The sequence below is a fragment of the Ottowia oryzae genome (assembly GCF_003008535.1).
In the GTDB taxonomy this organism is placed as follows: domain Bacteria; phylum Pseudomonadota; class Gammaproteobacteria; order Burkholderiales; family Burkholderiaceae_C; genus Ottowia; species Ottowia oryzae.
In genome coordinates, this window is record NZ_CP027666.1 from 573,617 (window position 1) to 599,832 (window position 26,216).

Consider the following 26,216-nt stretch of genomic DNA (forward strand, 5'->3'; position numbering starts at 1 on the left):
CCGCACAAGGCACACTTCGCGCCATGAAGCTGCTGATCGTCGAAGACGAGGCCAAGACGGGCGACTACCTGCGCCAGGGGCTCCAGGAGGCGGGCTATACCGTGCTGCTGGCGCGCAACGGGCCGGACGGCCTGCACCTGGCGCTGACGGAAACGCCCGACCTGATCGTGCTGGACGTGATGCTGCCCGGGCTGGACGGCTGGCAGGTGCTGGGCGCGCTGCGCCAGACGGGGCGCGAAGTGCCCGTGCTGTTCTTGACCGCGCGCGGCGCCGTCGAAGACCGCGTGAAAGGGCTGGAGCTCGGCGCCGACGACTACCTGGTCAAGCCCTTTGCCTTTGCCGAGCTGCTGGCGCGCGTGCGCACGCTGCTGCGGCGCGGGCGCGGCGGTGCCGGGCCGGGCGCGGCCGAGCCCACCACGCTGGCCGCCGCCGACCTGTCGCTGGACCTGCTGCGGCGCCGCGCCACGCGAGCGGGCCAGCGCATCGACCTGACGGCCAAGGAATTCGCCCTGCTGGAGCTGCTGCTGCGCCGGCGCGGCGAGGTGCTGCCGCGCTCGCTGATCGCCGCGCAGGTGTGGGACATGAACTTCGACAGCGACACCAACGTGGTCGAAGTGGCCGTGCGCCGCCTGCGCGCCAAGGTGGACGACGCCTTTGAACCCAAGCTGATCCAGACGGTGCGCGGCATGGGCTACGTGCTGGACGAGGCACCCCGCCAGCCATGAACACGCAGCGCACCCCCACGCCGCGCCCGCCGGGCGCATCGCTCAGCACCCGGCTCACGCTGCTGTTTGCCCTGGTCGCAAGTGCGGCGCTGGCGCTGCTGGGCGGCGTAACGCTGCTGGCGCTGAACCTGCACTTTGAGGCGCAGGACCGCGACATCCTGCAAGCGCACCTGCAACAGGCGCGCCACCTGCTGGCGCGGGTGGACAACACCGGCGCGCTGGCCGCCCTGCCCGCCGACCTGAGCGCCGCCTTCGGCACGCAAAAGGATTTGGCGGTGCGTGTGCAAGGCGCGTACGCGCAGCCGCTGTTCGAGCAGCACAGCGAAGCGCAGATGCCCCCCGCGCTGATGGCGCACCCCGCCACGGCGCCGCCGGCCCCGCTGATCACCTGGCGCGAGGGCCGCAACGCCTGGCGCGGCAGCGCGATGGTGATGCCGCTGCCCATGCCGGGCGCGGCGCCGCTGACGGTGGCGATGGCGCTGGACATTCGCCACCACGAGGCTTTCACCACCAGCTTTCGCCGGGCGCTGATCGGCTACGTGCTGCTGGCCGCGCTGGCCTGCGCGCTGCTGGGCAGCTGGGTGGTGCGGCGCGGCCTGCGCCCGCTGCTGCTGATGCGCGCGCAGGCCGAACGCATCGGCGCGGGCCAGCTGGACGCGCGCATGCCCGTGCAAGAAGCGCCCATTGAGCTGGCCGAGTTGGCCGCCACGCTCAACGCCATGCTGGCGCGGCTGGAAAGCGCGTTTGCCCGCCTGTCCACCTATTCGTCCGACATCGCGCACGAGCTGCGCACGCCGCTGTCCAACCTGATGACGCAAACGCACGTGGCGCTGGCCCAGCCGCGCGACGCCGCCGCCTACCGCGAGGTGCTGGCCAGCAACGCCGAAGAGCTGGAACGTCTGTCGCGCACCGTGGCCGACATGCTGTTTCTGGCGCAGGCCGAGCACGGCGAGCTGCTGCCCTCGCGCCAGCCGGTGGCGCTGGGCGCCGAGGTGCGCGCGCTGTTCGACTTTTACGAAGCCCTGGCCGAAGACCGCGGCATCGCGCTGCGCCTGCAGGGCGACGGCACGGTGCTGGGCGATTCGCTGATGCTGCGCCGCGCCATCGGCAACCTGCTGTCCAACGCGCTGCGCTACACGCCGCGCGGTGGCGCGATCGACGTAACGATTGCGCCGCGCGACGGCCAGGTCGTGCTGCGCGTGCGCAACGACGGCACGCCCATTGCCGCCGAAGCGCTGCCGCGCCTGTTCGAGCGCTTTTACCGCGCCGAGCCCGACCGCAGCCACGCGCAGGGCCAGGGCGACGGCGCCGGGCTGGGCCTGGCCATCACGCAGGCCATCGTGCAGGCGCACGGCGGGCGCATTTCGGCCAGCGCCGAGGCGAATGGCAATGTCATGGAGATCGTGCTGCCAGAGCAGCGCGCTCAGCCAGTTCAAAATTGGTAGCTACCCACGCAGCATGGACGCACGCTAGGCCTTTTTTCTATCCCTCATCCGCGTGACAGCCAGCCGATTTCTTGCGCGTTTCTTACATAATCGTCTGTCGCGTGGCCGCACCGGCGGTCGCGTCGGTTCCGCCTTTCGTGCCATTTTTGCGGGTGCCCAGGCTTGAATATCCGCAAGCCTCGGCACAATCAGCACAAGTAGCTTTTTCTTACTTTCGACCGTGACAGCCGCCTGAGCTTCGGGCAGAAATTACGCCCCCATGCCCGACAAACTGCCCCCGCTCCCGCCGCGTTCGCGCCAGTGGTCCGACCTGGTGACGAACGACTTCGCCACGCTGGATCTGCCGCGCGTGATCGCGGTGATGCCCCTGGGCGCGACCGAGCAGCACGGCCCGCACTTGCCCCTGTCGGTGGACGCCAACCTGGCGCACAGCATGGTGCACGCGGCCATCGCGCACCTGCCTTCCAGCGTGCCCGCGCTGTTCCTGCCTGTGCAGCGCATCGGCTACAGCCCCGAGCACAGCGCCTTTGCCGGCACGCTGAGCCTGAAGGCTGACACCGTCATCCGCCTGTGGACCGACATCGCCGAAAGCGTGGCCGTCAGCGGCGTGAGCAAGCTCGTGCTGTTCAACACGCACGGTGGCAACGTGGGCCTGATGGACGTGGTGGCGCGCGACCTGCGCATGCGCCTGGGCATGCTGGTGTACTGCGTGAGCTGGTTCAACCTGCCACTGAAAGGCGCCGACGGCGAAGAGCTGATGGCGCGCTTCAGCGCCGACGAGCAGCGCTTTGGCGTGCACGGCGGCGAGGTAGAGACGGCGATGATGCTGGCCCTCAAGCCCCGGCTGGTGCGCAAGACCAAGGCCCAAAACTTTGTGTCCAGCTCGCAGCGGCGGTCGCAGGATTTCCCCATCCTGGGCAACGGCAAGAGCGCCAAGCTGGCCTGGGCCGCGCAGGATCTGCACCCGGACGGCGCGGCGGGCAACGCCGCCGCCGCCCAGCCCGAAGACGGCCTGGCGCTGGTGGATGCGGCGGGCCGTTCGCTGGCCGCGCTGCTCGAAGAAATCGACCGCCTGCCGCCCGACACGCTGCGCGGCATGGGGTAACGGGCCGGGCCGGGCTGCTGGCCGTGCGCGCGGGGCTGAGCGCACCGCTCGGCGCCGTAGAGCGGGGCATCGCGGCCCCACGTGCCGACCTTCGCTCCACCTCGCCAGCTTGATTACTCTGTCTTTGATAGCTGCCAGCGCTGGTGGGGCAAGCGCTGAAGGCGCATTCGGCTTTCAACCCTAGAATTCGGGCTTCATCTATTCCCACAACCCTTCATTCGCCATGTCCACGCACCTGTCGCGCCGCCAGTTCACCGCCCGTTTAGCCACCGCCGCCGTGGCGCTGCCCGCCGGGCTGAGCTCGGCCTGGGCGTCGGACGATCGGCCGATCCGCATCATGGTGGGCTTTCCGCCGGGCGGCGGCAGCGACGCCATCGCGCGTCTGCTGGCCGAAAAGCTGAAGGACGAGCTCAAACGCCCGGTGATCGTGGACAACCGCCCCGGCGCCGGTGGCCAGCTGGCGGCGCAGCTGCTCAAGGGCGCCGCGCCAGACGGCACCACGGTGTTTTTATCGCACGACCACACCATCTCGATCCTGCCGCAGGTGGTGGCGCGCCCGGGTTTCAACCCGCAGGCCGACTTCACCCCGCTGGGCGGCTTTGCCACCTTCGTGAACGGGCTGGCCGTGTCGCCCGGCACACCGGCCAAATCGATGGCCGAGTACGTGGCCTGGGTGAAGGCGCAGGGCGGCAAGAGCTCGATCGGCATTCCGGCGCCCGCGTCCACGCCCGAATTCCTGGTGCAGCTGATCGGCAAGAAGTACGGGCTGGACCTGGTGCCCGTGCCCTACAAGGGCAGCGCGCCCATGATCGGCGACATGCTGGGCAACCAGATTCCGGCTGGCATCGGTTCGGTGCAGGATTTCATCGAATACCAACGCACAGGCCGGGTGCGCATGATCGGCGTGCTGGGCGGCAAGCGCCAGGCCGCCATGCCCGACGTGCCCACGCTGAACGAGCTGGGCTTCAAAGGCCTGGACGACCTGCCTTTCTACGGCATCTGGGCGCCCAAGGGCACGCCGGTGGACTTCATCAACAGCTTCACCCACGCGCTGGACAAGGTGGTGGCGCAGCACGACGTGCACAAGCAGCTGACCGACCTGGGCCTGACGGTGGAATACATGTCGCCCAGGCAACTCGATGCGCGCGAGCGCGCTTACACGCAAGTGTGGTCGCGCATCATCCGCGACAGCGGGTTCAAGGCGCAGTAAAGGGGCTGAGGCGCTGGGGCGCCCCTCCTAGAACGGCGTGGGCCTGAATGAAGGCCAGCGTGCCACGCGCGGTCTCGAGCCGTCGGGCACCGCCTCGATCCAGCTCAGGCGTACGTCACCCAGTCGCGGTATTCCGGCGCATCCAGGTGCGGCAAGGTGTTGTAGGTGACCAGGTTCAAGTGCTTGGGGCTGACGTGCAGCTCGGTCACCGCGCTGCTGCGGATGCGCAGGTTCAGCTCGATGGTGGTTTCGGGCGTGGTGCCCAGCACGTGGCCAACGGCGGTGGCAATGGGCCCGCCGCTGGAGACGATCATCACCTGCCCGTCACCGCCCGCCAGGCTGCGCACGTGGTCCAGCGCGCCAACGACGCCCGCGCGAAAGTCGGCGTAGCTGGGCATGCCCGCGGGTTCGATCTGGCCCGCCATCCACGCGGCCATGCCCTGGCGCAGCAGCCGAAAGTGCTGGCGGTACAGCTCGGGCGTGTCGGGCTTGGGCAGTGGCGCGGGGTGCACGGCGCTGATCAAGGCGTGGCTGTCGTACTCGTTCAGCCCCGGCCACGCTGTGTGCGGCGTGGCGGCCAGCCCGGCGCCGGCGGCAATGCCGTCCCAGGTCTGGCGCTGACGACGCAGGGTGCCGGTCAGCACCGCGTCCAGGCGCAGTGCTTCGCCGTGGCGCCAGCGCAGGTATTCGCCCAGCCGCACGCTCTGGCGCTGGCCGAGCGGGCTGAGTTGGTCGTAATCGTCGGCACCAAAACTGGCCTGGCCGTGGCGCACGAGGTAAAGCGTTCCCATGGCGGCGATTGTGGGGCGCGCACCCGCTGGGGCGCGCTGCGTAGGTGACAGCCGTTGCGTGCTGTTCGACCGCCGTGGCACCGCCTACACTGCGCCCCATGAGCGCCCCGCCCACCGCCGCGCCCGAGGCGACGGCCCCGCCTGCCGCATGGCCCGCCGCACCGCATGCGCGCGAGTCGCACACGGTGACGGCTGAACGTGACCGCTACGTGCGCGAGCGCTTGAACTTCCAGGTGTTCACGCTGGGCCGCGCGACGCAGGCGGTGGCGCTGGTGGCCGCCGTGCTGCTGTGGGGCGCGTTCTACTGGGTCACGCGCGATGGACGGGTGCTGGGCTGGGCGGCCATGGTGCACTGCGCTCAGGCCCTGCGCTACGCCGGCTTTGCCGGGACGGCGCGGCGCTATCCGGCCAGCCGCTATCCCGACGCCCTGCCGTCCGAGGCGATCCGCCACGTGTCGCCCTTGCTGCTCATGACGTCCTGCGCGTGGGGCGCTGCGCCCTGGCTGCTGACGCCCGCCAACGGAGCGCACGATGCGCAGCTGCCGGTGCTGGCCATCTTTCTCTTCGGGATGATCGCCGGCTCCATCCCGGCCATCATGCCCATGCCCGCGCTGGTGGCGGTGTGGCTGGTGCCGCTGGCGCTGTCGCTGTCCGCGCGCTTTGCCTGGGTGGGCAGCGCGCAGGGCTGGATCACGGCCATCGGCGCGCTGCTGTTTGCCGTCACCATGGCGCGCTTTGCCATCGCGCAGCGGCGCCTGCTGGTGGCCGAGCTGCGCGGCCAGCTGGAGCGCGAAGAGCTGACCGCCCAACTGGTCACCCGCACGCGCGAGCTGCAGCGCCTGAACCAGGAGCGCAGCCGCTTTTTCGCCTCGGCCAGCCACGACCTGCGCCAGCCCGTGCACGCGCTGGCGCTGTTCTCGCGGTCGCTGCTGCGCGATCTGCAGGGCCACGCCGCGCAGCCCGTGGCCCAGCGCGTCGTGCAGTCCACCGACGCTGTCAGCGGCCTGCTCAACGCCATGCTGGACATCTCGCGCATCGATGCGGGTACCGTGGTGCCGCGCCCCACCGACGTGGCCGTGGACGAAGTGTTCATGCGCGTAGCCCAGCTGTTCGAGCCGCGCGCGCAAGAAGCGGGGCTGGCGCTGCGCTTTCACACGCCGCCCGCCGTGATGCGGGTGGACGGCGAACTGCTGCTGCGCATCCTGGCCAACTTTGTCGACAACGCCATCAAGTACACCCCGCGCGGCGGCGTGCTGGTGGCCGCCCGCCCGCGCGGTGACTGGATGCGCCTGGCCGTGTGGGACACGGGCATCGGCATTGCCGACGACCAGATCGCCCACGTGTTCGACGAGTTCTATCAAGCCCACAACCCGCAGCGCGACGTGGCGCGCGGGCTGGGCATCGGCCTGTCCATCGTGCGGCGGCTGGCGCACCTGCTGGGGGGCGAAGTGGCGGTGCGTTCGCGCTTGGGGCGCGGCACGGTGTTCTGGCTGGACGTGCCCTGCCGCGCCGCAGCGCAGCCGCAGGCGCCGCTACCCGAGCTGGCCACCTCAGCGTCGCCAGCCACCGCCGACGTGCCCACCGTGCCGATCTCTCCGCCGCGCGTGCTGGTGCTGGACGACGAGGCCCGGGTGGGCGAGGCGGTGCGCCTGTGGCTGGCGCCGCACTGCGCGCGCGTGCAGGTCACCACCACCACCGAGCAGGCTTGTACCCACGTCGCGGCTGAGCCCGCGGGCTTTGATGCGCTGGTGGTGGACTACCGCCTGTCAGGCGCGCTGAACGGCATTGAAGCGGCGGCGCAGCTGTGGCAGCTGGCGGGGCGCACGCTGCCCACCATTCTGGTCACGGGCGACACCGACCCGGCCCGCGTGCGCGCCGCCTACGCCAGCGGGCTGACGGTGATGTTCAAGCCCGTGCAGCCCGAGGTGCTGCTGCAAACGCTGCGGGAGCTGATCCGCGCCGACGTGGCCAGGCCGGCCTGAGGCGCGGGGTGGTTCTCATACGAATCCGCCCTCAAAAATATAAGAACCGTTCGGGCTGAGCCTGTCGAAGCCCTGCGCGGTGCATGCACTTCGACAAGCTCAGTGCGAACGGTTTCTGACGGATTGAACGCAATTTGGTATCAGGCTTTCAGCCTTCATGCGCCCGCTGCATCGGCGCAGGCAGCTTTGCTTTTCATAGCAAAGCTGGCCTCTGGCCGAGCCTGGCGCAGAGGTGGCCAGCCAACGAAGGTGTCGCGCGCGGCCTCGCCGGGCCAAATCAATCTTGGTCGAGCAACCGAAAAAGCGCCACGACCGGCCACAAGAGAAAGCGGGCGACGATCCACAGGAACGCCAGACAGAAGGCGCCTAGAAACAACTGCGCGAGCTGAAGCGGCCATAGCCATGCCGCTACCGCACTCGCCACACTGGCGATCGCAGCGATCTTCAGCGTCCGGAAGTTGCGCGGGCTGGGGTCACCGGAAAGGTTCAGCACGATCAGTGCGACGAGAAGTCCAGTGGTCAGAAACGTGCCCATGCGGCAAATTGTGCAGGAAACTGGTGCGTTTCGTGGCGTGTCACCGCCCTCAGCGCGCACAGGCCTGCCGGTCGTCTGCTGGCCCCCGGCGCGCGCTATGCGATGCAGACGAGGGGCGTCACAAGAAACAACGCTGCGGCGAAAAAGCCACAGGCGCGCGCCCTCCAGACGAGTACGCCGCGCGCTGCTCCGGCTGGTCGTGGCTCGCTGTTGCAGTTTTTCCTATGCGCAACTGCCTGGCCTGACAGAGCCCGCCAGAGCGCATCCATACGGCGTTGGCAGCTATCGTTCTTGAAGCATGGCCACCAACGTGCCCGCATCCACGTTGGCGCCCGTGAGCGCCACGCCGACGCACTGGCCGCGCAGATCGACGCGCTCTTGCCAGGCGGCGGCAAAGGCGGCGGCGCCAGCGCCCTCGGCCAGGTTGTGGGTATCGGCGTACAGCGCGCGCACGGCGGCGGCCACTTCTTCGTCGCTGACTTGCACCAGGTGGTCCAGCCCATCGGCCAGCACGGCGAGGGCGCCTGCGTCGGCGCGGCGCACGGCCATGCCGTCGGCCCAGCGGGTGGTGGCGGCCGCTTCCACCACGCGGCCTGCGGCCAGCGAATCGGCGTAGGTGGTGGCGTGGCTACTGATGACGCCCACCACGCGCGCCTTGTGCCCCAACGCATTGCGCGCGGCGATGGCCGAGACGGCGCCACTGCCCATGCCGATGGGCACGTAAACCACGTCCAGCTGCGGCACCGCGCGCAGGAATTCCCACCAGTAGGTGGCCACGCCGCGCAGCAGGTCGGCGTGGAAGCTGGGCACCATCTGCGCGCCGGTTTGCTGCGCCAGCTGGCGCGCGAACTCAGCGCTGGCGGTGAAGTCGTCGCCGTGCTCGATCAGCTGCACGCCCAGCGCGCGCATGGCGGCGTTCTTTTCCACCGAATTGCCTTTGGGCACGACGATGGTGCAGGCCACGCCGTGCGCGCGCGCCGCCCAGCCAATGCTTTGGCCATGGTTGCCACGCGTGGCGCTGACCACGGCGCGCGGCAGTTCACCGCGCGCTTTCAGCTGCGCGAAGTACGTCAGCCCGCCGCGGATCTTGAACGCGCCGACGGGCGTGTGGTTCTCATGCTTGACCCAGCAGTCGGTGCCCAGCCTTTCGGACAGCAGCGCCCAGCGGTACTGCGGCGTGGGCGGGAATTCGCGGTAGACGACTTGCGCGGCGGCTTCTATTTCGGCCAGCGTGGGCAGCTCGATAACGGGCGGGCGTTCAGCGATCACGGCATTCATGCGGGGGTCTTTCTTTCAGTCAACAGGCGCAGCGCCAGGGCGACCAGCACGGTGCCCATCAACCAGCGCTGCGCGGCGATCCAGCGCGGGCTGCGGTTCAAGAAGCGCGACACGCGCCCGGCGCCCACCACCAGCAGCGCGTTCACGCCGCCGCTGACGGCGATCTGGATGGCGCCCAGCGCCAGGCATTGCAGCAGCCAGTGGCCGCGCTCGGGGTGCAGAAACTGCGGGAAGAACGACAGGTAGAACATCGCCACCTTGGGGTTCAGCACATTGGTCATGAAGCCCATGGCGAACAGCTTGCGCGGCCCGTCGTGCGGCAGCGCGCGGGTTTGGAAGGGCGCGGCGCCGCCGGGCTTGACGGCCTGCCACGCCATCCACAGCAGGTACAGGGTGCCAGCGATGCGGATGGCGTCGAACGCCAGCGGCACCGCCAGCAGCAGCGCCGTCAGCCCCAGCGAAGCGGCCAGCAGGTGCACGGCAAAGCCCAGCACCACGCCCCCCAGCGACAGCAGGCCCGCGCGCGGGCCCTGCGTCAGGCTGCGCGAAACGCAATACACCATGTTGGGCCCCGGCGTGAGCACCAGCACCAGCGAAGCCAGGGCAAACAACAACAACTCTTGCAAGGTGAACATCGGGCTACTCCAACAATGGGGCGGGCGCGGCGGCGCGCTGCGGTAACTTGCGCACGGCCAGCCCGCGCGCCAGGCGCGCCAGCGTGGCCACGCCTTCGTCGATGCCTTCGGGCGTGACGGCGCCGCAGGACAGGCGCAGGTAGGCGTCGAACTGCGGCAGCGCCGAGCACAGCGCGCCCGGGATGGTGCGGATGCCTTCGCGCAGCGCCGCGTTGGCCAGGTGCGTGCCGCTGACGCCCGCGGGCAGCTGCAGCCACATCATCAGGCCGCCGTCGGGCACGTGCAGCGCGGCGCTATCGCCGAAGTGCAGCGCGACCGCATCGGCCATGCGCTGGCGCTGGATGCGCAGCGTGTGCTGCATGCGCCGCAGGTGCGCGTCGAAAGCGCGGCTGTCGATGAAGCGCGCCAGCACGCGCTGGCCCAGCTCTTCAGGAAAGCGGCTTTGCGTGTACTTGAGCATTTCCACGCGCGCCTGCCAGCGGCCGGCCAGCATCCAGCCGATGCGCATGCCGGGCGCCAGAATCTTGTTGAGCGAGGCGCAGTAGATCACCCCGCCGTTCGTGTCCCAGGCCTTGGCGGGGCGGCTGTGCACCTGGCGCGCGTCCATGGGGCTGTAATTGTTGTCTTCGATCAACGCCACGTCGTGCCGCGCGCACAGCGCCACCAGCGCCGCCTTTTTCTCGTCGGGCATGCTGCAGCCCAGCGGGTTGTGCACGGTGGGCATGACGAGCACGGCGCGGATCGGCGGCGCGTGGGTGCGCAGGGCCAGCTCCAGCGCGGGCACCGACAGGCCGTGCACCGGGCTGGTCGGAATCTCCAGCGCGTGCAGGCCCAGGCTGCTGAGCAGTTGCAGCGCGCCGTGGAAGGTGGGCGATTCCACGGCCACGGTGTCGCCCGGCTGCGTGGTGGCCCGCAGGGCCAGCTGGATCGCCTCGGAGCAGCCGCAGGTGATGGTGATGTCCTGCGGCCGCACGCCCATGCCGCGCGCCAGTTCGCGGTGCGCCAGCGCCTGCGTCAGCTCAGGGTGCCCGTACTGGCGCGCCATGGTGGTCAGCACCTGCGGCTCGCGCCGCAACAGGCTGGCCGCGATGCGCTGCAGCGCGGCCGCCGGGTACAACGCGGGCGCGCCCACCGCCACGCCAAAGTTGATGCGCGTGGGCGCGCTTTCGGCGCGGGCCAGGTATTCGGAGATGAACAGGTTCAGCCCGCGGTACGCCTCGGCCGGCACCTTGGCCAGCAGCGGCCGCCCCTCGGCGGGCGGCTTCAGCCGCGTGCGCGGCGCGGCCTGCACGTAGTAGCCCGATCGCGGGCGCGCCACCAGGTGGCCTGCGTGGCCGTGCTCATGCTGACCTGGTGCGTGCGCATGAGCTGGCGCACCGACGGAAAACGGTCGCCATCGCGCAGCGCGCCCGACCTGAGCAGGCCCAGGTAATGGTCGGCCAGTTGTTGGTAAAGCAGCTCTGCCATGGTGGCCGTTCAGTGTGCCACCCGCCGCGCACGCGGACCGATACAGAACGGCGCATTCGCGAGCAACACAGTGCCGCCGCCGGCACGCTGTGCTGGCGTAGTTGGGCGGGTGCTGTGGCTGGTGGGCACGCGCATCGGTTCCTACAGTGAAGCCATCCGTTGATTCACTGAAGAAAGGGCCTGCGCCATGCAGCCGCCAACCCGACATGAACTGACCCCAGGCACGGTGTGGCTGGCCGACTTGCGCGCCGGCACGGTGCTGGTGCTGTGCGGCCAGGCGCAGGCCACGCTGACCGAATCACCGCGCTGGCTGGACGGCATGTGCGTCACCGTGCGCGTGCCGCTGGGCGCCGGCGCCGCCCACCGTGTGACGCACGGCGGCTGGGTGCGCGTGGAAGTGGTGCGCGGCGGCGCGCTGATCTGCCACGCGCCTGCGCCGGCCAGCGCGCGTTGGCTGGGCGCCGTGCGCAGCGCCGGTGCGGCGTGGGGCCGGTGGTGGCGAAGGCCCGGCGTGCAAAGGGGTTGAGGCGCGGCGGCGCTGCCCGGCGCGTGCGGATTGGCGCTTGGCCCGCCGATCTTCACCACGCGAATCACGACGTCAGGGTGACCGGCCCGCGCGGGGTCTGCAGCACGGCGTGCAGTGCGGGGCGCTTGGCTTTTAACACGGCTACGTCGGGCAGGCCGATGGCGGCCAGCACGGCGCGCAGCGCATCCGGCTGCGGATGCTGCAGGCTAAACGATGACAGCGCCAGCGCGCTGGCGGGCATGGCCGCGGCGGGGTGCACGGCGCCCCACTCGATCAGCGTGGGCAGGCAGCCGTCCATCAGGCGGCGGCCATCCGGGCGCACGGCGATCTTCCATTCCAGCAGGCCGTGGGGCGTTTCGCGGCTGGCGCGCAGCACGTCGCCGCCGTCCAGCCCCTGCACGGCCAGGGCGGCGCAGGCGCTGTCTGCGTCGGGCACGCGGGCCACCCAGTGGATCAGGCGTGGGCCATGCTGGCGCACGTCGCGGCGCAGAGCCTCGTCGTCCATATCAAACCAACGTTTTCGGCCTGTAGCGCCCGCTGCATCAGCGCTGGCAGCTTCTTTATTGATAGCAATGATCTCCAGGTACGCCAGCGGAAACGCGGCCGCAGCGACGCTCAGCAAGCGGTTGTGCGTGCCGAAAAGCGGGTGTTCGCCGCCGGGGCCGGGGGTGACGCCCAGCGTGGCTTCGCACCAGGCGACGCCTTGGCCCAGGGTGTCGGCCAGCACGACCAGGTGATCGAGCCGGGGCGTGGCGTCAAGGCTGACGGTCATAAAGAGACTTCCCCGCGGATCACGCTGACGCAGTCGCCGCCCACCCAGACCTGGCCCGCCTCGTCGCGCTGCACGTGCACGCGCCCGGCGCGGCCCAGCGCGGTGCCTTGCGCCGCAAGGTAGCGGGCTGGCAGCTCGCCGTCGCCAATCAACCATTGCGCGAGGCTGGCGTTCAGGCTGCCGGTAACCGGGTCTTCGGCCACGCCGATGGGGGCGGCGAACGCGCGCACCTCGATCAGCGGCGCTTCGCGCCCGGCACCGAAGGCACGCGCCTCGCGGCTGGATTTTGCTATCAACATAGAAGCACCTGGCGCAGCATGCACGCCGGCCACGCCCACTTTCAACCCTAACTGGGCCAGCGCGGCGTGGTCAGGCTGCAGGGCCAGCACGGTGTCGGCGCTGTCCAGCAGCAGGCCGAACCATTGCGGGCCGTTGTCCAGTACCTGCGCGCGCTGCACCTGCGCGGCCGTCACGCCCAGGGCCTGCGCGACCTTGGCCAGCCGGCTGGGCGACGGTGCCGTCATCTGCATGGCGGGCGCAGCAAAGGCCACGCGGCCGGCGGCTTCGCGCCGGATGGGCACCAGGCCCTTGGCGCACTGCTGCATGACGCAGTCAGGCGACTTGGGCTGGCCGCCCGCCGCCAGCCACGCAAAGCATGAGCCCAGCGTGGGGTGGCCGGCAAAGGGCAGCTCACCGCCCGGCGTGAAGATGCGCAGCGCGTAGTCGGCCTGCGCGTCGGTGGGCGGCAGCACGAAGGTGGTTTCAGACAGGTTGGTCCAGCGCGCAAAGTGCTGCATGGCCGCGTCATCCAGACCCGTGCTGTCCAGCACCACGGCCACGGGGTTACCGTAGCCGGGCGTGGCGGTGAAAACGTCGATCTGCTGGAAAGGGCGGGCGCGCATGGTGAACAGCTTTGACGGGGTTCAGGACAAGGGAAGATCCAGCACGCCGCGCGTGGCCGGCCGCGCCAGGATGGCGTTGAACCAGCGCTGCACATGCGGCGCCTGCGGCGCGGGCAGGGGCAGGCCCCACCAGCGGTGCACGTCGCACGCCACCGGGATGTCGGCCATGGTGAAGCGCTCGCCCAGCAGCCAGGTGCGGGTGGCGAGGTGGGTGTTGAGCAAGTCGATCAGCGGCGCCATGGCGGCGCGCGATGCCTCGATCAGCGCGGGTTGCCGCTGATCGGGCGGGGTGCGAAACAGCTGCTTGAACGCCGGGCTGCCCGCGGGGTTCAGCGTGGTCTGCTGCCAGTCCATCCAGCGTTCGGCATCAAATCGGCGCTGAAGATCGCTGGGGTACAGCGTGTCGACGGGTGCGTAGCGTGCGGAGAGGTAGCGCACGATGACATTCGATTCCCACAGCGTGTAGTCGCCATCCTGCAACAGGGGCACCAGGCGGTTGGGGTTCTGCGCGGCGTAGGCAGCGTCGTTGACCACGCCGTAGGCCAGGCCGGCGTCGGTGCGCGTGAAGGGCACGCCGATCTCCTGCAGCGCCCAGACGACCTTGCGCACGTTGATGGACGACAGGCGGCCCCACAGGTGCAGGCGTGGCGTGGGCGCAGCGGCGTTCATGGCGCGGGTGCCAGGTCGCCCCGGTAGACCAGGTGCACCTTGTTGCCGTCCGGGTCGCGCAGGTAGGCGCCGTAGTAGCCGGGCGCGTAGTGTGGCCGCTCGCCGGGGGCACCTTCGTCGGCGCCGCCTGCCGCCAAACCGGCGGCGTAGGCGCTGCGCACCGTGGCGGCATCCGGCGCCGTGAAAGCGACCATGCTGCCGTTGCCCGCGCTGGCGGGGCGGCCGTCGAAGGGCATGAAGACAAAAAAGCGGGGCAGCGTGTGGTCAGGGCTGACCCAGCACGCGGCCGCCGGGCCGCCATCGGGCGTGACGGGGCGGCGCAGCAGCCCCAGCGGCAGCAGCACGGCGTCGTAGAACGCTGCGGCGCGCACCAGATCGCGCGTGCCGACGGTGATGTGGCTGAACATAGGCGCGCCTTTCTTGCGGCGGTTGTGCGGCGCGCTCAGCCGCCGGTGGCCTGCCGGATCACCTGCGCCAGCGCCGCGATGCCGCGGTCGATCTGCTCGGGCGTGGAGGTGACGAAGGACAGGCGCAGGGTGCGCGGATCGGCGTGGTCGGCGTAGAACGGCGCGCCGGGCACGAAGGCCATGCCCGCGTCCACAGCCTTGGGCAGCAGGGCTTGCGCGTTCACGCCTTCCGGCAGGCGCACCCACACGAACATGCCGCCCACGGGCTGCGTCCATTCGGCGCCGGTGGGGCCAAGTTCGCGCGCCAGCGCGGCCAGCATGGCGTCGCGTTGGGCGTGGTAGCGGGCGCGGATGGTGGGCACGTGCGTGTCCAGGAAGCCGTCCTTGATGACCTCGGCCACCACGCGCTGGTTGAAGCCGGGCGTGTGCAGGTCGGCCGCCTGCTTGGCCTGCAGCAGCTTGGGGTACAGCGCCGGCGGGGCGATGACGTAGCCCAGGCGCAGGCCCGGCGCCAGGATTTTGCTGAACGAACCCAGGTACAGCACGCCTTCGGGCCAGCGCGACAGCAGCGGCGCAGGCGGCGGCGCGTCGAACCACAGCTCGCCATACGGGTTGTCTTCAACGATGGGCAATCCGAATTCGCGGCAGACGGCGATCACGTCGTTGCGGCGCTGCTCATCCATGGTGCGGCCGGTGGGGTTCTGGAAGTTGGGCAGCAGGTAGATGAAGCGAGGGCGTTGGCCAGATTGCTCTGCTTTCGATAGCTGTTCGCGCAGGACTGGCAAAGACAAGCCGCCAGAATCGCTGGCAATGCTGACGACCTTGGGCTGCATCGGCATGAACGCCTGCAGCGCGCCCAGGTAGGTGGGCGACTCCACCAGCAGCGGGCTGTCCTTGTCCAGCAGCACCTTGGCGATCAGATCCAGCCCCTGCTGGCTGCCGGTGGTGATCAGCACCTGGTCGGGCGACACCTGCGCGCCCTGCTTGGCCATCTCGTTGGCGACCCACTGGCGCAGCTCGGGCAGGCCTTCGCTGGACGCGTACTGCAGCGACGGGCGCGCCGCCGGGCCGCCTAGCACCGCGTCGCAGGCGGCGCGCATGGCGTCCACCGGAAAGGTCTCGGGCGAGGGCAGGCCGCCGGCGAAGTTGAGGATGCCCGGGCGTTCCGTCACTTTCAGGATTTCGCGAATGGCCGATGGGTTCATGCCGTGGGCGCGCTCGGCCAAATTCCAGGGGGACGTGCTGTTCAGATCGTTGGGATTCATGGTTGTGCTTTCTTGGCGGGGATCAAGTAAGGGGTTGTGGCTGCGGGCATCGATGTACACCCAGGCCTGCTGGCCGGATGCGAGGTCGGCCCGCACGCGCCGATAGTCGGCCACCTCATAGGCGTCGGCGTGCGCCAGCTCGGCGTCGGAAATCTCGAACACCGTGCCGCTGACGCGGTCGTTTGCGTGGCCGGTGCGGCGCACGATGGGGTGGTGAGTCTTGCCGCTGGTGGCCACCACCTGGGCGTCTTCAATTTTCAACCAGGTCTGGGCGTAACCCACCAGGGCATCTGCCCTGCCGAGCAGCAGGCGGCCGAAGGTGCTGCGCTGCACGTCGTCTTGCTGCAGTGTGCCGTAGGAGAAAAGCAGGTTCACAAGATCACCTTTCGTTGCGTACATCGCAGCCTCCGGCTCACGAAGACCGTGGCCACCACGGCCAATGCAAAGCCGATGGCGACCGCATCCGGCTGTTCGCCCAGCAGCGGCCAGGCGAACACCACCACCAGCGCGCTGCCCAGCACGGCGCAGCCCCAGAAGGCCGGGCGGGCGCGCTGGTGCAGCACCCACGCGGCGACCACGGCGGTGGTCAGCGGCAGCAGCGCGGTGACGACGGCCGCGTGCGTGGCCGTCACGCTGCGCAGCGCCCACGCCAGCAGCAGCGGGTAACCGATGGCGTTGCCCAGCATCGACATCGACAGCAGGCGCCACTGCCGCGCCGTAGGCCAGGCCGCGCGCGTGACCACCAGAAACGCCGCCGACAACAGCCCCGCCATGGCGGCGCGCCCCAGCGTGACGAACAGGGGCGACAGCTGCGGGTCCGCCGCCGTGCCCGTGGCCAGCCGCGTGGCCGGCAGCGTGACGGCAAAGCAGGCCGTGCCCAGCACGCCCAGCCAGAACCCCGCTGCTTGGCGCGAAGGGGAATGAGGGTGCGTCAGCGTGCTCATGTCATGCACCCTGCGCGTTGGCCAAGGCGCCCGGCCAGCTCAGCGAACGCCTTGCCCGGAGCTGCGCCGGGCATCGGCGTTGTCCCCCTCCCGCAGGAGAGGGGGAAAGGCGCGCAGCGACTCAGGGGGTGCCTCATTGGACCGCGCTCCATGCCATCCAACCGGCCGTCAGCACCAGCGCAGCCGCCATCAGTCGGTTGAAGCCCAGCAAACGCCGCCCCTGCGCCAGCCAGTCGCGCAGCAGCGAGCCCACCAGCGCGTACGTCAGGTTGCTGACAAAGCCGAACACGACCATCACCGGCAGCACCAGCGTCAGCCGCGTGGGCGCATCCGGGCGACCGGCGATCCAGCCGGCCACCACGGCCAGCGCCAGCATCCAGGCCTTGATGTTCAGAAACTGCAGCAGCACGCCTTGCCAGAAAGTGACGTCCAGGCGCGCGCCGTCGGCCTGTGCCAGCGTGCCGCTGCGCGCCAGCCGCGCCGCCAGCCACAGCATGTAAGCCGTGCCCAGGCCCAGCACCGCCCAGCGCAGCGCAGGCACGGCGACGATCAGCGCGCCCACGCCCATCGCGCAGGCCACGAAAAGCAGCCCCCAGCCGACGGGCACCGCGCACACGAAGCGCATCGCACCGCGCCGGCCGCGGTTGGCGGCGATGGCCGTGGACAGCGTGGTGTTCGGCCCTGGCGTGAAGCTGGCCGCCGTGGCGACCAGCAACAGGGCAGTGAATTCCGACAAGGGCATGGCGCCACTCTAGCCCAACGATCCATACACCACCAATACAGTTGACAGGATCAGATGCAGAACTGTATGGTTGCGTGCCGCCCGGCGCTGGCGCCCCGAAGGCCCCCGCCACCAGACGGCGACGCAGCCGCCAACGCCGTCGCGCCACCCTCCCACCGCTCATTCATGGCCCTGCTCACGCTGCAACGCGACACCACCCAGACGCTGACCGAACAGCTGGCCGCGCGCTTTGCCACGCGCATTCGCGACCGGTTGATGGCGCCGGGCACGCGCTTGCCCAGCGTGCGCCAGTGCGCGGCGCTGCACGAAGTCAGCCCCTCCACCGTGGTGGCCGCGTACGACCAGCTGCTGGCGCAGGGCTTGGTAGAGGCGCGCCGCAACCGCGGCTTTTACGTGCGCGATTGGACAAGAAAACCCCGCTCAGCGCCCGACCAGAAAGCGCCGGAAGCTTCTTTTTCGATAGCATCCAGCGACCCTTGCGAGGCGCGCCGCCTGAACGCGCCCATCAGCGCGTCAACGCTGATGCGCGGCATGTTCCACAGCGGCAGCGACCGCCCGCAACCGGGCATGGGCGTGCTGCCGCCCGAGTGGCTGGAAAACCCTTTCATGGCGACCGCGCTGGAGCGCGTCAGCAGCGGCCGCGGCCTGCTGGACGCCAGCATCCGCTACGGCGATCCGCAAGGCGACGCCACGCTGCGCCGCGTGCTGGCCGAGCGGCTGACCGAGCAGGGCATCGACGCCACGCCCGCGCAGGTGGTCACCACCATCGGCGCCACGCAGGCGCTGGACATCGTCAGCCGCACCTTGCTCAAGCCCGGCGACACGGTGATGGTGGAAGAGCCCGGCTGGTCGGTGGAATTCGCCCGCCTGTCCGCGCTGGGCATGCGCCTGCTGCCCGTGCCGCGCCTGGCCAGCGGGCCCGATCTGGCGGTGATGGCGCGCTACTGCGAAGACCGCGCCGGCACGCCCGAGGCGCCGCGCCTGTTCGTCAGCGTCAGCGTGCTGCACAACCCCACCGGCTTCTGCTTGAGCCCCGCCAGCGCCCACCAGCTGCTGCAGCTGGCGCAGCAGCACGACTTTCACGTGGTCGAGGACGACACCTACCACCACCTGGCGCCCGACCACGCCACGCGCGTGGCGCAGCTGGACGGGCTGCAGCGCACCATCTACGTCAGCGGTTTCGCCAAGATCCTGGCGCCCGCCTGGCGCATCGGCTATCTGGCCGCGCCGCCGGCGCTGATCGAGCCGCTTCTGGACACCAAGCTGCTTACCACCCTGACCACGCCCACCTTGCTGGAACGCGCGCTGGCGCAGTGCATCGAGCACGAACAGCTGCAACGCCACGCCGAACGCATGCGTGCCCGGCTGGCGGCCGCGCGCACCCGCAGCGTGTACTGCGCCCGCGCGGCGGGCTGCCGCTTCGTGACCGAGCCGGCCGGCCTGTTCGGCTGGATTGACACGGGCGTGGACACCGACGCGCTGGCGCTGCGCCTGCTGGACGCGGGCTACCTGCTGGCGCCCGGCGCGCTGTTTCACGCCACGCGCACGCCCAGCACGCTGATGCGCATCAACTTCGCCACCGCGCAGCAGCCGCACTTCTGGGCGGCCTTCCAGCGCGCGCGCGACACGATGGTCAAGGCCCCGTGAGTGCGCCTGTCCTGGCGCTGGTGCTGCTGGCGGCGCTGCTGCACGCGGGCTGGAATTCGCTGATCAAGGCGGGCGCCGACAAGGCCGTGGAGATGGCGCTGATGCGCGTGGCCGGCCTGGCGTTGGCGCTGCCGGTGCTGGCCGTCACCGGCCTGCCCGCACGCGCCGCGTGGCCGTGGCTGTGCCTGTCGGGCGCCATCCACTTCGCCTACTACTACCTGCTGGCCAAAACCTATGAGCGCGGCCAGCTGAGCGTGGTGTACCCCGTGATGCGCGGCGTGGCGCCGGTGCTGGTGGCCTTGTTGGGTTGGCTGTGGCTGGGCGAGGCGTTTTCGCCCTGGGCGGCGGCGGGCGTGGCCGCCATCGCGCTGGGGGTGCTGTGGCTGGGCCTGCAGGGGCGGCCGCGCACCGGGGGCAGCGCCGCGCCCGCCGCGCTGCCGTGGGCCTTGCTGAACGCCCTGGTGATCGCCGCCTACACCTTGGCCGACGCGCAAGGCGTGCGCGCCAGCGGCAACGCGGTGGCGTATGTGATGGCGCTGGCGCTGCTGGAAGCGCCGCCGTTCGCGCTGTGGGTGGCGTGGCACCGCCGCGGCGATGGGCCGGCGGTGCGCGCCACCGCGCGCCAGCGCTGGCCGTGGGCGCTGGGCGGCGCGGCGGCGTCGCTGGCCAGCTACGGCATTGCGCTGTGGGCCATGACGCGCGCGCCCGTGCCGCTGGTGGCCGCGGCGCGCGAGACGTCGGTGCTGTTCGCCGTGCTGATCGGCGGGTGGTTCCTGCGCGAGCCGCTGCGCCTGCGCACCTGGATGGCGGCGGTCTGCGTGGTGGCGGGCCTGGGGCTGCTGCGGCTGGCGCATTGAGGCGTGCGCTGCCGGGAGCGTGCGCACAGCGCGTGAATCCCCCGCACCAGGGCGCGGTGCGGCCAGGGCCGCCCCGACGCTGCCTGCCCTCAAAAATCAGCAGGCGCCTACCCGCACGCGGCGGCGCAATGGTTACGATAGCCCAGCCTCATGCGCAACCTGCGGCCCTTGCGCCATCGCGCTGCCGCTGCCCAACGGATCGACCGGAGAAACTGCCTTGCTTTACAAATTCAAATCCCAAGCCACCGCCGACGTGATCATGCTGCGTGACAGCGCGGAGGAAATCCTGAAGATCGTGGGCAAAGACCCTGGCGCGACCGGCATCATCACCGTGGCGCAGATCCCCGGCGCCGTTGCTGCACTCAAAGCCGAGATCGAGCGCCGCGAAACCGCCCCGGCCCAGGCGCCCCAAGCTGCGGGCGACGACGCAGCCAGGGAAGGCGACGCAGACAAGGTGCAGGACGAACCCATCGCGCTGCGCCGCCGCGCCGCCCCGTTCATCGACATGCTGGAGCGCAGCGCCGCCGACGGCAGAGACGTGGTCTGGGGCGTTTGAGCAACGGCCGCTCCATCACGCCGCGCCGCACTCAGGCGCGCCACACGGTGCGGCGGCTGGGCCCCATGCCTGCGCACAGGGCAACCCATTCATTCCTGTTTTTGTAGCAGCCAACGCTCGTCCATCCTGCGCTGGCGCGCTATTTCGCTTCAAACCATTTCGTGCGGCAACGGCGGCGCCGGCCCGCTCGTCAGCCGCTGCACCAACTCCGCGCACGGCCTGCCCGGGGCCGCTCCCAAGGCTTCGGCCAGCGCATTGCAGTGCGAGATGACGCCCGTGGCCCAGGTGCTGAGCGCGGCGCCGATGCGCGCTGATTGGTGCGACACGGCGCACGCAGCCACCCCTTGGTCCTGCAAAAACGGCAGGGCGGCCAGCGCGTACCGCGCTGAGCTGATGCCGCCGTGCGAGCCGCTGACGGCCACGCAACCGGCGTCTGCACCGGGCACCAGCTCGGTGATGGAATCGACGATGCGCAGCGCGGGCTTCACGGCGGCCAAGCCTTTCCCAAGAAAAAAGCCGCGCGAGGCGGTGGCGCTCGCGCGGCTGAGGTTGCGAACGCGCCGGAGCGCGTTGCGATGCGATGCAGCGCCTCAGTCGGCGTACTGGCCCGCAGCCTTGATGACGGGGCCCCACTTGGCCACTTCGGCCTGCACGAACTTCTTGTGCTCGGCAGAATTGGCGCGCGCGTCGTTCACCACGATGGCGCCCAGGCCTTCCTCCTTCTTGATGAAGTCCGGGTCTTTCAGCGCCACTTTCAGCGCATCGTTCAGCGTCTTGACGACGGCGGCCGGCGTGCCCTTGGGGGCGTACAGGCCGTGCCAGATCGACACGTTGAAGCCCTTCAGGCCCGCTTCGTCCAGTGTCGGCAGGTCTTTGTAGACGGCCGGCTGCGTCAGGCGCTTGGGCGTGCTCACGGCGTAGGCCTTGATCTTCTTGCCCTCGACCTGGCTGGTGGTGTTGGTGGTCTGGTCGCACATGAAGTCGACCTGGCCGCCCATCAGGTCGGTCATGGCGGGCGCGGTGCCTTTGTAGGGCACGGTGGTCATCTCGGTTTTCAGCGCCTGCTGCAGCATCAGCCCGCACAGGTGCGACGCCGAGCCCAGGCCGGCGTTGGCCATGTTGACCTTGCCCTTGTTCTGCGCGATCCAGGCGGTCAATTCTTTGAAGTTGTTGGCCTCCAGCGTGGGCTTGCCCACCACGACCATCGGCACTTCGTTGATGAGGCCGGCAAACTCGAATTCATCCACCACGTAGGGCAGCTTGCGGTACAGCGCGGGCGTGGTGGCCATGCCCACGTGCGTGACCAGCAGGGTGTAGCCATCGGGCGGCGCGCGGAAGGCCTTGGCCGTGCCGATGGTGCTGCCCGCGCCGGCGGCGTTGTCGATCACGATCGTCGCGCCGCCCAGCGGCTTGCGCAGCGCCTCGGCCAGGTCCCGCGCCACCTTGTCGGTTGGCCCGCCGGCCGAAAACGGCACGATGAGGGTGAAGGTTTTGCCGGGGGCAGGAAAGGCTTGCGCCTGGGCACCCAGCGCCAGCACGGCAGCACCAGCGGCGAAGGTCAACTTGAACAATGGGGACATCAGGCGAGCTCCTCTTGATTGAAATAGGTCAACCGTCGATCCTACCGAGACAACGCACCCAAAACCACCCGGACAAGCCCGGGGAAAGCCCTGATAAACGGCCCCGATTTCGCGCCCCATTCCACGCTTTTTGACCCAGCGCAAAACGCGCTGGCCGCAGCCCGGCGAGATGGTCGCGCGCGGCATCGCACCGGGCGGCGGGCCGCTGCGCCGCGCCCAGCACCAGCCGCCCTCGCAGCCGCAGGCTACTGGTAGCTGCGCGCGTCCTCGATCACCTTGCCGTCGTTGGGCAGGCTGCCGGGGGGCACCAGCTCCACGTCACCGCGCAGCTTGGTCACGTCGCGGATGGCCTCGGCCAGGCGCTGGCTCAGCGCGGCGCTGGCGGCTTCGTCCGCCCCGCCGCTGAGGGCCGATTCGGCGCGCAGCAGCATGCGGTCGTCGGCCATTTCGCCGCTGACCACCAGGCGTGCGCGGGCCACTTCGGGGCAGCGCCGCACGATCTCGGCCACCTGGCCCGGGTGCACGAACATGCCGCGCACCTTGGTGGTCTGATCGGCGCGGCCCAGCCAGCCCTTGATGCGCGTGTTGGTGCGCCCGGTGGGGCAGGCGCCCGGCAGCACCGCCGACAGGTCGCCCGTGCCGAAGCGCACCAGCGGGTAGTCGGGGTTGAACACCGTCACCACCACCTCGCCCACTTCGCCATCAGGCACCACGTCGCCGGTGCCGGGGCGCACGATTTCGAGGATGACGCCCTCGTCCAGCACCAGGCCTTCGCGCGCAGCGGTTTCGTAGGCGATCAGGCCAACGTCGGCCGTGGCGTAGCTCTGGTAGGCGGCCACGCCGCGCTCGGCAAACCAGTCGCGCAGCGAGGGCGGGCAGGCTTCGCCGCTGACCATGGCCTTGGTCAGGCTGCTGACGTCGCTGTGCGCCTCGGCGGCTTTTTCCAGCAGGATGCGCAGGAAGCTGGGCGTGCCGGTGTAGCCGTGGGGGCGCAGCTCGGCAATGGCTTGCAGCTGCTGCTCGGTCTGGCCGGTGCCCGCTGGGAACACCGTGCAACCCACGGCGCGCGCGCCGCTTTCCATGATGAAGGCGCCCGGCGTCATGTGGTAGCTGAAGGCGTTGTGCGCCAGATCGCCCGCGCGAAAGCCGGCGGCGTACAGCGCGCGGCCGGTGCGCCAGTAGTCGGGCGCCACGCCTTCGGGCTCGTAGATCGGGCCGGGGCTGGCGAACACGCGCTGCATGCGCGCGCCGTAAGCGGTGGTGGCAAAGCCGCCGAAGGCGTCCTGGCCTGCGGCCCGGGTGGCGCGTTGGCGTTCCAGCAATTCGCTTTTGCGCGTGACCGGCAGTCGCGCCAGCGCTTCGCGCGTGGTGACCTTCTGCGCGTCCACGCCCGCCAGGATGTGCGCCAAGGCCCGGCTGTGCTGCTGCGCGTGGGCGATCAGGCGCGGCAAGGCGTCCATCAGCGCGGCTTCGCGCGCGGCCGGGGCGCGCGTCTCCAGGGCGTCGAAATACTCACCACTCATGGGTACACCTTGTTGGTACTATGTTTTTAGTAGCTGCCGACGCCCGCCTCTTGGGCGCCAGCGCTCAAAATGATCCGAAGCGCTGGCTCTGTACAGCGCCAACGTAAAGAGGCGCCCGGCTCGCCGTGCCAGCGAACGCCGCGGCCGGACCCGCGCCGGCCGCTGGCGTTGTCCCCCCTCACACCGTGAGAGGGGGGAAGGCGCCGCAGGCGACTCAGGGGGGTGTTCCTCATCACGCCAGCCAGCGCTTGCGGCGCTTGTAGCTCTTGACGTCGCGAAAGCTCTTGCGCTCGCCGCCGCCCACGCCCAGGTAGAACTCCTTGACGTCTTCGTTGCTGGCCAGGTCTGACGCCTTGCCGTCCATCACGATGCGGCCGCTTTCCATGATGTAGCCGTAGTCGGCGTACTTCAGCGCCATGTTGGTGTTCTGCTCGGCCAGCAGGAAGGTGACCCGCTCCTTGGCGTTCAGGTCTTTGACGATGTTGAACACCTCTTCCACGATCTGCGGGGCCAGCCCCATGGATGGCTCGTCCAGCAGCACCATGTTCGGGTTGGTCATCAGCGCGCGGCCAATGGCGCACATCTGCTGCTCGCCGCCCGAGGTATAGGCCGCCTGGCTGCCGCGCCGCGTCTTCAGGCGCGGAAAGTAGTTGTAGACCTTCTCCAGGTTGCGGGCGATCTCCGCCTTGTCGGTGCGCGTGTAGGCGCCGGTCAGAAGGTTTTCCTCGATGGTCAGGTGGGCGAAGCAATGGCGCCCTTCCATCACCTGCACCACGCCGCGCTTGACCAGATCGGCCGGGCTGAGGTTTTCGATGCGCTCGCCCTTGTATTCGATGCTGCCCTTGGTGACCTCGCCGCGCTCACCCTTGAGCAGGTTCGACACCGCGCGCAGCGTGGTCGTCTTGCCCGCGCCGTTGCCGCCCAGGATGGCGACGATGCCGCCTTCGGGCACCGTGAGCGAGACGCCCTTGAGCACCAGGATCACGTGGTTGTAGATGACCTCGATGCCGTTGACGTTCAGAACGATGTCGCTATGGGAATCCATGGTGTTGCCTTCGCTGTGCCAATCGAAAGGGCTGCGGTACGACACAAGCCTTTCGGTTGGCGGCTGTGAACAGCCGATAAAAACTGGCGCAGCGCCAGAAACACCGGGGAACGGGCTTTGCCCGGCCCCTGGTGTTGTCCCCCTTCCCGAAATCGCACCGCGATTCGAGAGAAGGGGAAAGGCGCATCAGCGCCTCAGGGGGATGCCCTCAAGACTGGCAGTCCGCTGGCGTGCGGCGCGTCAGCTTCTTCTCGCTGGCGTATTTGTCAGCGGCGGCCTTGACCATGGGCTTCAGGATCGCTTCGTCGGCCTGGTACCAGTCGGACATGCCGCCCCACTTGCTGCCGTCCCAGGTGTGCACGCGCGCCCAGGTGGAGCCCATGTGGTCCTGGCAGCTGGTGCTGACGGGGCGCATCACGCCGGAAAAGCCCAGCGCGTCCAGCTTCTTCTGGTCCAGCGCCAGGTTTTCCATGCCCCAGCGCACCTGCTCGCCGGTCATGACCTTGCCCTTGCCAAAGCGCTCCTGCGCGCGCTTGACGGCTTCGATGGTCAGCATCTGGATGATCACGCCGCGCGTGTACAGCACCGAGCCCACTTCGTCCTTCGGCCCCGTGCCCTGGCCCTTGTCGTGCACGTTTTTCAGGATGTCCTGGATCACCTTGGGCTGCGTGCCCGAGGTGTTCAGCGCCAGCGCGTTGTAGCCCTTGGCGTTGGCGCCCACATCCTTCACGTCGGGCTCGGCGCCGGCCCACCACACGCCGTACATCTTCTCGCGCGGGTAGCCGGTGGCAATCGCTTCCTTGAGGGCGGTGGAGTTCATCACGCCCCAGCCCCACAGCAGCACGAAGTCGGGCCGCTGCTGGCGCACCTGCAGCCAGGCGGATTTTTGTTCAACGCCGGGCGCGGTGACGGGGATCAGTGTCAGCTCGAAGCCGTTCATCTTCGCGCGCTCTTGCAGCAGCGGAATGGGCTCTTTGCCGAACGGCGAGTCGTGGTAGACCAGCGCGATCTTCTTGCCCTTGAGCTTGTCCATGCCACCGTGCGTCTTGCCGATGTGCTGGATCAGGATGTCGGCGGCGGTCCAGTAGCTGCCCATCAGCGGGAAGTTCCACTTGAACACGTTGCCGTCCTGCGAGGCGGCCAGGCCATAGCCCAGGGTGATCAGCGGGATCTTGTCCTGCGGCACCTTGTCGGTCAGCGCGAAGGTGATGCCGGTGGCCTGCGGGTCGAACACGGTCACGCCGGGGCGGCTTTTCAGGCGTTCGTAGCATTCCACGCCCTTGTCGGTGGCGTAGCCGGTTTCGCATTCCTCGTAGGCGATCTTCACGCCGTTGATGCCGCCCTGCGCGTTGACCAGCTTGATGTAGTCCTGCTTGCCGTTGGCCCACGGCGTGCCGTTGGGCGCGTAGGGGCCGGTGCGGTACACCAGCAGCGGGAAGAACTGTTCGTTGGCCTGGGCCTGGGCCGGCGCAACGGCGCCCACCAGGGCGGAGGCCGCGGCTACGGCCAGTGCAAGTGACTTCAATTTCATGGTTGTCTCCTTAGAGTTGGCGGGCAAAAGCACTAACAAGTCAGGCGCGCCGCCTTTTGGCGCCCGTCGAAATCGGT

26 protein-coding genes and 2 pseudogenes are annotated in these 26,216 nt (G+C 69.6%); 9 read left to right on the top strand and 19 right to left on the bottom strand.

Annotated features, from left to right (window positions below):
- The first annotated feature begins 23 nt into the window (after positions 1-23).
- The 4 genes from C6570_RS02675 to C6570_RS02690 all read left to right on the top strand — a co-directional run bounded on the left by C6570_RS02675 (position 24) and on the right by C6570_RS02690 (position 4,485).
- Positions 24-725: a heavy metal response regulator transcription factor gene (locus C6570_RS02675; RefSeq protein ID WP_106701820.1), complete on the top strand. Its 702-nt coding sequence runs from the start codon at positions 24-26 to the stop codon at positions 723-725.
- A complete protein-coding gene (locus C6570_RS02680) occupies positions 722-2,170 on the top strand; it encodes a heavy metal sensor histidine kinase (RefSeq protein WP_106701823.1) in 1,449 nt (482 codons plus the stop codon). Before C6570_RS02675 ends, C6570_RS02680 begins: the two co-directional genes overlap by 4 nt.
- Before the next feature lie 259 nt (positions 2,171-2,429).
- Positions 2,430-3,275 carry a creatininase family protein gene (locus C6570_RS02685; RefSeq protein ID WP_106701825.1) on the top strand — a complete coding sequence of 282 codons (846 nt, stop codon included), beginning with the start codon at positions 2,430-2,432 and terminating at the stop codon, positions 3,273-3,275.
- Positions 3,276-3,498: 223 nt separating this feature from the next.
- Complete coding sequence (locus tag C6570_RS02690) at positions 3,499-4,485, top strand: Bug family tripartite tricarboxylate transporter substrate binding protein (protein WP_106701827.1); 987 nt, start codon at positions 3,499-3,501, stop codon at positions 4,483-4,485.
- A gap of 104 nt (positions 4,486-4,589) precedes the next feature.
- Here the strand turns inward: C6570_RS02690 and C6570_RS02695 are convergent, their stop codons facing one another.
- Positions 4,590-5,276: a histidine phosphatase family protein gene (locus tag C6570_RS02695; RefSeq protein ID WP_106701829.1), complete on the bottom strand. Its 687-nt coding sequence runs from the start codon at positions 5,274-5,276 to the stop codon at positions 4,590-4,592.
- A 98-nt stretch (positions 5,277-5,374) separates the two neighbouring features.
- On the opposite strand from C6570_RS02695, the gene C6570_RS02700 reads away from it, so the two are divergent.
- Complete coding sequence (locus tag C6570_RS02700) at positions 5,375-7,258, top strand: ATP-binding response regulator (protein ID WP_106701831.1); 1,884 nt, start codon at positions 5,375-5,377, stop codon at positions 7,256-7,258.
- 277 nt (positions 7,259-7,535) lie between these two features.
- Here C6570_RS02700 and C6570_RS02705 read toward each other — a convergent pair whose 3' ends face one another.
- The 5 genes from C6570_RS02705 to C6570_RS18350 all read right to left on the bottom strand — a co-directional run bounded on the left by C6570_RS02705 (position 7,536) and on the right by C6570_RS18350 (position 11,173).
- A complete protein-coding gene (locus C6570_RS02705; RefSeq protein WP_106701833.1) occupies positions 7,536-7,793 on the bottom strand; it encodes a hypothetical protein in 258 nt (85 codons plus the stop codon).
- A gap of 282 nt (positions 7,794-8,075) precedes the next feature.
- Complete coding sequence (locus C6570_RS02710; RefSeq protein WP_106701835.1) at positions 8,076-9,071, bottom strand: threonine dehydratase; 996 nt, start codon at positions 9,069-9,071, stop codon at positions 8,076-8,078.
- Complete coding sequence (locus C6570_RS02715; protein WP_106701837.1) at positions 9,068-9,706, bottom strand: LysE family translocator; 639 nt, start codon at positions 9,704-9,706, stop codon at positions 9,068-9,070. Before C6570_RS02715 ends, C6570_RS02710 begins: the two co-directional genes overlap by 4 nt.
- Positions 9,707-9,710: 4 nt before the next feature.
- Positions 9,711-11,024, bottom strand: coding sequence for an aminotransferase-like domain-containing protein (locus tag C6570_RS02720; protein WP_245896275.1), 1,314 nt, complete (start codon positions 11,022-11,024; stop codon positions 9,711-9,713).
- The gene (locus C6570_RS18350) at positions 10,970-11,173 is read right to left on the bottom strand and encodes a GntR family transcriptional regulator (RefSeq protein ID WP_245896276.1); all 204 of its coding nucleotides are present in this window, start codon (positions 11,171-11,173) and stop codon (positions 10,970-10,972) included. The genes C6570_RS02720 and C6570_RS18350 overlap by 55 nt, the downstream gene beginning before the upstream one ends.
- A 187-nt stretch (positions 11,174-11,360) precedes the next feature.
- On the opposite strand from C6570_RS18350, the gene C6570_RS02725 reads away from it, so the two are divergent.
- Positions 11,361-11,699 (top strand): hypothetical protein, encoded by a 339-nt coding sequence (locus C6570_RS02725; protein ID WP_106701840.1) that lies wholly within the window; start codon positions 11,361-11,363, stop codon positions 11,697-11,699.
- Positions 11,700-11,763: 64 nt separating this feature from the next.
- Here the strand turns inward: C6570_RS02725 and C6570_RS02730 are convergent, their stop codons facing one another.
- From C6570_RS02730 to C6570_RS02760, 8 genes and pseudogenes are all read right to left on the bottom strand, one after another.
- Positions 11,764-12,471 (bottom strand): VOC family protein, encoded by a 708-nt coding sequence (locus C6570_RS02730; RefSeq protein ID WP_106701842.1) that lies wholly within the window; start codon positions 12,469-12,471, stop codon positions 11,764-11,766.
- Entirely contained in the window at positions 12,468-13,373 is a 906-nt protein-coding gene (locus C6570_RS02735; protein WP_106701844.1) for a PhzF family phenazine biosynthesis protein, read from the bottom strand. The genes C6570_RS02730 and C6570_RS02735 overlap by 4 nt, the downstream gene beginning before the upstream one ends.
- Before the next feature lie 21 nt (positions 13,374-13,394).
- Positions 13,395-14,042, bottom strand: coding sequence for a glutathione S-transferase family protein (locus C6570_RS02740; RefSeq protein WP_106701846.1), 648 nt, complete (start codon positions 14,040-14,042; stop codon positions 13,395-13,397).
- Positions 14,039-14,449 (bottom strand): VOC family protein, encoded by a 411-nt coding sequence (locus C6570_RS02745; RefSeq protein ID WP_106701848.1) that lies wholly within the window; start codon positions 14,447-14,449, stop codon positions 14,039-14,041. The genes C6570_RS02740 and C6570_RS02745 overlap by 4 nt, the downstream gene beginning before the upstream one ends.
- Before the next feature lie 35 nt (positions 14,450-14,484).
- Positions 14,485-15,714, bottom strand: coding sequence for an aminotransferase-like domain-containing protein (locus tag C6570_RS02750; RefSeq protein ID WP_245896403.1), 1,230 nt, complete (start codon positions 15,712-15,714; stop codon positions 14,485-14,487).
- Between the two features lie 102 nt (positions 15,715-15,816).
- A pseudogene (locus tag C6570_RS18355) lies at positions 15,817-16,113 on the bottom strand (gamma-glutamylcyclotransferase family protein); the annotation flags it as partial.
- Between the two features lie 89 nt (positions 16,114-16,202).
- Positions 16,203-16,658 (bottom strand): annotated as a pseudogene (locus tag C6570_RS02755) (EamA family transporter); the annotation flags it as partial.
- Positions 16,659-16,791: 133 nt separating this feature from the next.
- Complete coding sequence (locus C6570_RS02760; RefSeq protein ID WP_106701853.1) at positions 16,792-17,400, bottom strand: LysE family translocator; 609 nt, start codon at positions 17,398-17,400, stop codon at positions 16,792-16,794.
- A gap of 165 nt (positions 17,401-17,565) precedes the next feature.
- Here C6570_RS02760 and C6570_RS02765 point away from each other — a divergent pair, with 165 nt between their 5' ends.
- From C6570_RS02765 to C6570_RS02775, 3 genes are all read left to right on the top strand, one after another.
- Positions 17,566-19,047, top strand: a complete 1,482-nt coding sequence (locus C6570_RS02765) for an aminotransferase-like domain-containing protein (protein ID WP_106701856.1) — start codon at positions 17,566-17,568, stop codon at positions 19,045-19,047.
- A complete protein-coding gene (locus tag C6570_RS02770; protein ID WP_106701858.1) occupies positions 19,044-19,904 on the top strand; it encodes a DMT family transporter in 861 nt (286 codons plus the stop codon). The genes C6570_RS02765 and C6570_RS02770 overlap by 4 nt, the downstream gene beginning before the upstream one ends.
- 217 nt (positions 19,905-20,121) lie before the next feature.
- Positions 20,122-20,460, top strand: coding sequence for a DUF1840 domain-containing protein (locus tag C6570_RS02775; RefSeq protein ID WP_106701859.1), 339 nt, complete (start codon positions 20,122-20,124; stop codon positions 20,458-20,460).
- Positions 20,461-20,609: 149 nt separating this feature from the next.
- Here C6570_RS02775 and C6570_RS02780 read toward each other — a convergent pair whose 3' ends face one another.
- The 5 genes from C6570_RS02780 to C6570_RS02800 all read right to left on the bottom strand — a co-directional run bounded on the left by C6570_RS02780 (position 20,610) and on the right by C6570_RS02800 (position 26,139).
- Complete coding sequence (locus C6570_RS02780; RefSeq protein ID WP_106701860.1) at positions 20,610-20,957, bottom strand: hypothetical protein; 348 nt, start codon at positions 20,955-20,957, stop codon at positions 20,610-20,612.
- Positions 20,958-21,050: 93 nt separating this feature from the next.
- Entirely contained in the window at positions 21,051-22,040 is a 990-nt protein-coding gene (locus tag C6570_RS02785) for a tripartite tricarboxylate transporter substrate-binding protein (protein ID WP_106701861.1), read from the bottom strand.
- Positions 22,041-22,285: 245 nt separating this feature from the next.
- Positions 22,286-23,563, bottom strand: a complete 1,278-nt coding sequence (locus C6570_RS02790; protein ID WP_106701862.1) for a phenylacetate--CoA ligase family protein — start codon at positions 23,561-23,563, stop codon at positions 22,286-22,288.
- A gap of 232 nt (positions 23,564-23,795) precedes the next feature.
- Positions 23,796-24,608 (bottom strand): ABC transporter ATP-binding protein, encoded by an 813-nt coding sequence (locus tag C6570_RS02795; RefSeq protein ID WP_106704478.1) that lies wholly within the window; start codon positions 24,606-24,608, stop codon positions 23,796-23,798.
- Between the two features lie 208 nt (positions 24,609-24,816).
- Positions 24,817-26,139, bottom strand: a complete 1,323-nt coding sequence (locus tag C6570_RS02800; RefSeq protein WP_106701863.1) for an ABC transporter substrate-binding protein — start codon at positions 26,137-26,139, stop codon at positions 24,817-24,819.
- Positions 26,140-26,216: the final 77 nt, after the last annotated feature.

Bases quoted from the DNA above. Each gene is read 5' to 3' on its own strand.
- C6570_RS02800 (WP_106701863.1), bottom strand. From the start codon at position 26,139: ATGAAATTGAAGTCACTTGCACTGGCCGTAGCCGCGGCCTCCGCCCTG.
- C6570_RS02680 (WP_106701823.1), top strand. From the start codon at position 722: ATGAACACGCAGCGCACCCCCACGCCGCGCCCGCCGGGCGCATCGCTC.
- C6570_RS02785 (WP_106701861.1), bottom strand. From the start codon at position 22,040: ATGTCCCCATTGTTCAAGTTGACCTTCGCCGCTGGTGCTGCCGTGCTG.
- C6570_RS02790 (WP_106701862.1), bottom strand. From the start codon at position 23,563: ATGAGTGGTGAGTATTTCGACGCCCTGGAGACGCGCGCCCCGGCCGCG.
- C6570_RS02765 (WP_106701856.1), top strand. From the start codon at position 17,566: ATGGCCCTGCTCACGCTGCAACGCGACACCACCCAGACGCTGACCGAA.
- C6570_RS02700 (WP_106701831.1), top strand. From the start codon at position 5,375: ATGAGCGCCCCGCCCACCGCCGCGCCCGAGGCGACGGCCCCGCCTGCC.
- C6570_RS02710 (WP_106701835.1), bottom strand. From the start codon at position 9,071: ATGAATGCCGTGATCGCTGAACGCCCGCCCGTTATCGAGCTGCCCACG.
- C6570_RS02705 (WP_106701833.1), bottom strand. From the start codon at position 7,793: ATGGGCACGTTTCTGACCACTGGACTTCTCGTCGCACTGATCGTGCTG.
- C6570_RS02745 (WP_106701848.1), bottom strand. From the start codon at position 14,449: ATGTTCAGCCACATCACCGTCGGCACGCGCGATCTGGTGCGCGCCGCA.
- C6570_RS02740 (WP_106701846.1), bottom strand. From the start codon at position 14,042: ATGAACGCCGCTGCGCCCACGCCACGCCTGCACCTGTGGGGCCGCCTG.
- C6570_RS02750 (WP_245896403.1), bottom strand. From the start codon at position 15,714: ATGAATCCCAACGATCTGAACAGCACGTCCCCCTGGAATTTGGCCGAG.
- C6570_RS02675 (WP_106701820.1), top strand. From the start codon at position 24: ATGAAGCTGCTGATCGTCGAAGACGAGGCCAAGACGGGCGACTACCTG.
- C6570_RS02735 (WP_106701844.1), bottom strand. From the start codon at position 13,373: ATGCGCGCCCGCCCTTTCCAGCAGATCGACGTTTTCACCGCCACGCCC.
- C6570_RS02715 (WP_106701837.1), bottom strand. From the start codon at position 9,706: ATGTTCACCTTGCAAGAGTTGTTGTTGTTTGCCCTGGCTTCGCTGGTG.
- C6570_RS02795 (WP_106704478.1), bottom strand. From the start codon at position 24,608: ATGGATTCCCATAGCGACATCGTTCTGAACGTCAACGGCATCGAGGTC.
- C6570_RS02690 (WP_106701827.1), top strand. From the start codon at position 3,499: ATGTCCACGCACCTGTCGCGCCGCCAGTTCACCGCCCGTTTAGCCACC.
- C6570_RS18350 (WP_245896276.1), bottom strand. From the start codon at position 11,173: ATGGCAGAGCTGCTTTACCAACAACTGGCCGACCATTACCTGGGCCTG.
- C6570_RS02730 (WP_106701842.1), bottom strand. From the start codon at position 12,471: ATGACCGTCAGCCTTGACGCCACGCCCCGGCTCGATCACCTGGTCGTG.
- C6570_RS02685 (WP_106701825.1), top strand. From the start codon at position 2,430: ATGCCCGACAAACTGCCCCCGCTCCCGCCGCGTTCGCGCCAGTGGTCC.
- C6570_RS02760 (WP_106701853.1), bottom strand. From the start codon at position 17,400: ATGCCCTTGTCGGAATTCACTGCCCTGTTGCTGGTCGCCACGGCGGCC.
- C6570_RS02695 (WP_106701829.1), bottom strand. From the start codon at position 5,276: ATGGGAACGCTTTACCTCGTGCGCCACGGCCAGGCCAGTTTTGGTGCC.
- C6570_RS02725 (WP_106701840.1), top strand. From the start codon at position 11,361: ATGCAGCCGCCAACCCGACATGAACTGACCCCAGGCACGGTGTGGCTG.